Below are 4,936 nucleotides of genomic sequence, written 5' to 3'. Positions count from 1 at the left end.
TTTCCCCCGTCCGGGCGTCGACCTTCGATCCCCGTCTCAGCACCTGCACCGCGAAGTGATACGACGCCATCGGCGTCTCCCTCAGAACCCAAAAACCACAGCGCGTAAACGCGCTCCCATCCGGCCATAGCTCACGTCCCCGTGGCGGCCGGGCCACCTATGTCGCGCAGCGATGTATAAGTGCGCTATTACTCCTTTCATGTCCATCCTGCTCCCGCCTGTGTTGCACTGATCCCTCTATACCGCCAAGCTCTCACCCCGTCCTTCCACCTGCCCGGGATGTGGCCATCATGTCGACCCGTGAGATGACCGTGACCGGTCTCCTCGCCAACATCTTCGCCGCCGTAGCTCTGTTTCTCGGCAACGCCTTTCTCATCGATCTCGCCTGGGGCTGGTTCGGCGGCACCCCCTTCGCATTGTGCGCCATCCTCGCTGTCGTCCAAGCCGTCTTCGGCCAGACTCTCGCTCTCATTCTCACCATGGTCGGAATCCTCGGTTGGGCTTTCAGTCGCTTCCAGAACGGCGGCTATCTGGCGCTGGCGATCGGCGGCGTCGTGCTGAGCTCCTTCTCCGGCGTCTTTCTGCACTACCTCGGCGCCGCCTGTGCCCTGCCGGCGCCATGACCGCGGCGGATCTCGTCAATCTCGAGAGCATAGCCCTCAGGACACGCGTGATCGCCCAGCGCCTCCACGCCAGGGTCCTGCCGCAGCCAATGTTTCTTCGCTGTTTCGCGAATGTTTCATGACAGGCGTGGAACCTCGGCACCTCCGGTGCCGGCAGGGGGCAAGCCCCCTGCACCCCCTCCGTGCCGCCCGACCGATTAAGGCTCCAGGCCAGCGCTGTGCAGAACGTACCCCGTGGGGGCTGTCTGCCCCCACACCCCCGAGGATATTTCCACACGGAATGAGGCGAGATGTGTATACACCCGCGCCGTCGCCATCCTGATCGACAAGAAAACCGTCCTGGCCGGGCGCTGCTGCCGGCGTGGACAGGTCTGCAGGGCGGAGTAGTGGTAGATGGATTCACAACCGCCCTGCCCCGTGCTATTCTCCCGGCACGGTACAGCTGGGGACAGCGATGACCGTCACGGAATGAGGCCACTCCGAAAGGGGTGGCTTTTCCATTTCCAAAGCCTGAACAGGGCTCGAGCATGGCGGGCTTTGCCCGTCTAGCTTTCATCCCCTCGCTTTGCGACGCCATAAGCCTCTGAGAACCGCTGTGGAGTGTTTCGAAGGTCAGGATGAAGGATTGGGCGTGCGGCCCGCCGAAAATGTCTCTGTGGCCGCTTCAGTTCGCCTCAAATCCTTCTTCTCCAGCCCTACTTTTTGGCTCGTCCTCAGTCAGTGCTGAGAGCCTCATTTCCTTTCATTCAAAATTTAAAAATGTCGCGTCAGCGAGTTTTAATATGTTTTTATAGTTTTAATTAAGTTTTAGGACAAAAATAGGCCGATTTGCCCCGTTATATCAAAGGCTTACGCAAAACACCTGTGGGCGATAGACGGCCAATTGTGGGTAATAGACGGCTTGTCGTGGGCGATAGACGGTTTTGCGTGGCCGATAGACGGTTGCGACAAAACTTATCCACAGGCGATGGTGGCGTATTTGCATGATCAAGCCGGCAATTTTGTCGTGGGTAATAGACGCTAAGCGACGACAGATTTTTGTCGTGGGCGATAGACGGGTTCTCCGACAAAATCAGTGGTCGACTGCTTCGGCCAAGGGTTCGGCAGGAGCGGCTTCGTCGCCTCGGAAGCGCATGAACAGTTTGGCGCTGTCCTTACTCTCCTCGAGCGTCAACTCGTAATCCGGCATCGGAAAGGCCTGGGTGCGGGTTACCAGCTCTTTGAGATCACGCAAAAAGAACCGGTATTCCTGCGGCGAGCCACTGCGCTTGTGGATCTCACGCACGCCATAACGCGCTTCCGTTTTCCCCGCCGCCTTGCGCGCCAGCCGGTAGATGAAACGCCCGAGGCCGGAGGAGATGAGGAAGTAATCTTCGTGCAGCGTCAGCAGCGGCAAGGATTTGTCGGCGCGGACGATGCTGAGATAGACCCAATCTGGGATCGTGACCTCCACCTCGTCGACCTTGCCGGTAGAGGTCTTACTGATGATCCGGTACTCGCCGATGAGCGGGCGGCTGTCGACCTGGCGGCGCTTACCGCCGGACAGGTTGGTGACCTTGATCGTGGTCTTCGACAAGCGCCCTAGCGCGGCCTCGATCTCCTCATACTGGCGGCCGCCGCTCGAACGTCGGCAAAACTTCAGGATGTGCGCTACACTCGGCCGGTAAACCTTGGACGGCAGGCTTGGGCGTAGACCCTTGCCGTCCTCGACCCGGTAGCGGCGGACCTCGTCGGCCAGGGCCGAGACCATGTTGAGGAAAATGTCGTAGTCGAACACCGTGGCTAGGCCGGTCTCGGCCCCGCCCTCGATAGTGATCAGCGAGTCCTTCAGCTCATACTGGATGATGCCGGTACGGGCCCGCTTGCTCAGCGAGAACGGGGCGACGTCCATCAGGTTGACGTCGTCCTTGATCGGCGCGTCGTAAATGGCCGGTACGAAGAACATCAGCTGGGCGTCATCGTCGGGGGCGGCACGCAGCACGGTGCGTGAGGTCGTCTCCTGCAGCAGGGCGGCCGTCACGTCTTCCCGCACGGCTTCGCTGCGGATGGTTTCCGCCAGGCGGCCAAGGGCCTTGTTCAACGGCGAGGCCGGCGCATCACCGAGCTTGAGATCGGCCCAAACCCGACGGCTGTAGTAGCGCCGCAGCCGACTGAGGGCGTTTTTGTCCAGAATGACCTGTTCGCGGTCGTGCTGAGCGGCAAAGCGGTCAGCCAGCTCCTGCAGATAGGTGTTCTTCTCGTGCAGCGAGAATGCCGCGAACTCCTCGCGGCTGAGCAGGTTGAGTTTGGTGCGACTCATGGTTTGACCATGCCCGTGCTTGGCGCAGCCACCAAGCGCGATGCCCATCCGCACGGCAGAAAACTGAGGACAAACATCATCTGAAGCCGTACCGCCGCAAATACGGCGCGCCGTATCGCCGTAAATGCGGTGCTCCGGTCATTCCGACGGGAACTCTTTCATCAGCACTGCCCGCAGGACGTCCGACATCTTCTCGCCTTTCATGGCGCACGCGACTTTCATGCGGGAGTGCAGCTCAGCATCCACGTCGAGCGTGAAGCGGACCATCTTGCGTGGCTTCTCTTCAGGCGCTTCAGGGACCATTGTCAGAGGCGCCCTGCCCTCTTTCTGCCCACCCTGATCAACCCATGCTTCTGCGGCAGTCGGCATGGGTGTCGTGGCCGGCTTAGGCTTGAATACGATCTCTTTTCTCATGCGGCCTTCCTTTCTTGATTGTCGTATCGCAGCAGCTCTTTCGCCAGGGCTTTGACCTCGCGCGCGGCTTCCCCCGCCGGAGCCACTTCGATGACGGTCAGGCCCTGGGCTGCGCTCTCGGCATAGACGACGCGCTGGCACACCTGGGATTTGAGCACCGGGAAGCTCTCGTCAGTGAAGGCGTCGAGCACGTCCCGACCAATCGCCGTATTTACGATTTTACGGTTCACCGCAAATACGGCCTTCAGCCCTTCCTTAAATTGCCGTGCTTCCTTGATGAGTCCCACAATGTCTTCTGTTGCCCAGACGTCGAACGGGGACGGCTGCACTGGTATCAGAATGAGGTCACTGGCCAGGATTGCGGCGCGGCCGAGTTCGCTGACCCGCGGGGCACCATCGATGATGGTGATGTCATAGTCCTTGGCGATCTCGGGCAGATCCCGGTGCAGCGTGGGCTTGGCCATGCCGATGACGGGGAAGAGGGGTGCGGTTTCAGCAGCGCGGGCGCTCGACCAGGTGAGGCTGCTGCCTTGGGGGTCAGCGTCGACGACTAGGACCCGCTGGCCTGCGATGGCGAATGCGGCGGCAAGGTTGATGCTGAGGGTGGTTTTCCCAACCCCGCCCTTCTGGTTCAGAATCCCGATGATCATGAGGTTAGGCCCCTTTCGCAGTTTACGGCGCGCCGTAAACACGGCTTTCCGTGGATACGGTGATACGGCAATACGGTGCGCGCAAGGCATAACCAAAAGATGAAGGAAAGGGGTGCGACGGAGCGGCCACAGTCCTGATTATGGATGAATGATCCGCGCCGTAGGACCGTAAAGCCGTAAATGCGGCTCAAGGTCCGTCTTGTGGCAACGGCCTTTTGGCGAACATCGTTCGGATCTGCTCCCGCCGTTCGTCAGGCGACAATCCGCGAGCATCTGCCTCGGCAAACCTCAGCGCCATCTGCTCGTTCAATCTCAATCCCTCGACAGCGCAGATCTTCTCGGCACGTGCGCGGGTCAATTTAAACTCAGAGACAGCGATTTGCGGTGTTTTGGCCGGAGTCGATGTCATCCGCCGATTCTAGCACGACCACCGGAGGAGCACCCGAAAACGCATCTATTCGCCGTATCGCCGTAAATACGGCTTGTCAGTTGCCGCTTGTCCATAGTGTTATAAAATGGTATTAAATCACATTAGGAGGTGTCTAATGGCAAGTGTTACGATCGGCGAACATTACGAACGAATGCTCCAAAGCATGATCGAAAGCGGCCGCTATGCGACGGCGAGCGAGGTCATCCGCGATGGTCTACGTCTGGTGGAGGAGCGTGAGCAGATCCGCGAAGCCAAGCTTGAGGCGCTTCGACGGATGATTGCTGAAGGGGACGACAGCGGGGCGGCAGAACCGCTGGACATGGCTGCGATCAAAGCGGAAGCTCGGCGCAAGAGGAACGAGAAGAAAGTTCAATCTTGAGCCTGCGCATTACCCGACGGCCGCGTGCGAGAGAGGATCTCCTTGAGGTCTGGGGCTACATTGCCGATGACAATGAGACCGCAGCCGATCGCATGCTCGATCGCATCGAACAGAAACTTTTCATGCTGGCGGATCACCCAC

The 4,936-nt window shown here is 59.6% G+C and carries 6 protein-coding genes; 3 read left to right on the top strand and 3 right to left on the bottom strand.

What is annotated here, in order from left to right:
* Positions 1 to 290: 290 nt before the first annotated feature.
* Entirely contained in the window at positions 291 to 623 is a 333-nt protein-coding gene (locus E3C22_RS24290; protein ID WP_134764474.1) for a hypothetical protein, read from the top strand.
* Between the two features lie 1,072 nt (positions 624 to 1,695).
* Here E3C22_RS24290 and E3C22_RS24285 read toward each other — a convergent pair.
* The 3 genes from E3C22_RS24285 to parA all read right to left on the bottom strand — a co-directional run bounded on the left by E3C22_RS24285 (position 1,696) and on the right by parA (position 3,986).
* On the bottom strand, positions 1,696 to 2,922 hold the full coding sequence (locus E3C22_RS24285; protein WP_134764473.1) for a replication initiator protein A: 1,227 nt from the start codon (positions 2,920 to 2,922) through the stop codon (positions 1,696 to 1,698).
* A 138-nt stretch (positions 2,923 to 3,060) separates the two neighbouring features.
* Positions 3,061 to 3,336, bottom strand: coding sequence for a plasmid partition protein ParG (locus E3C22_RS24280; protein WP_134764472.1), 276 nt, complete (start codon positions 3,334 to 3,336; stop codon positions 3,061 to 3,063).
* On the bottom strand, positions 3,333 to 3,986 hold the full coding sequence (gene parA, locus E3C22_RS24275; RefSeq protein ID WP_134764471.1) for a ParA family partition ATPase: 654 nt from the start codon (positions 3,984 to 3,986) through the stop codon (positions 3,333 to 3,335). The genes E3C22_RS24280 and parA overlap by 4 nt, the downstream gene beginning before the upstream one ends.
* Before the next feature lie 545 nt (positions 3,987 to 4,531).
* Between parA and E3C22_RS24270 the strand changes: the two genes are divergently transcribed.
* Both E3C22_RS24270 and E3C22_RS24265 read left to right on the top strand, forming a co-directional pair.
* Entirely contained in the window at positions 4,532 to 4,795 is a 264-nt protein-coding gene (locus tag E3C22_RS24270; RefSeq protein ID WP_245515179.1) for a type II toxin-antitoxin system ParD family antitoxin, read from the top strand.
* A partial coding sequence (locus E3C22_RS24265) for a type II toxin-antitoxin system RelE/ParE family toxin (RefSeq protein ID WP_245515180.1) occupies positions 4,792 to 4,936 on the top strand: 145 nt, incomplete at its 3' end. The genes E3C22_RS24270 and E3C22_RS24265, both read left to right, overlap by 4 nt.

Origin of the sequence: Jiella endophytica (assembly GCF_004519335.1) — a bacterium.
Lineage (GTDB): Bacteria > Pseudomonadota > Alphaproteobacteria > Rhizobiales > Rhizobiaceae > Jiella > Jiella endophytica.
The sequence above is the reverse complement of the archived record's forward strand: the minus strand, read 5'-3'. Positions and strand labels throughout refer to the sequence as shown.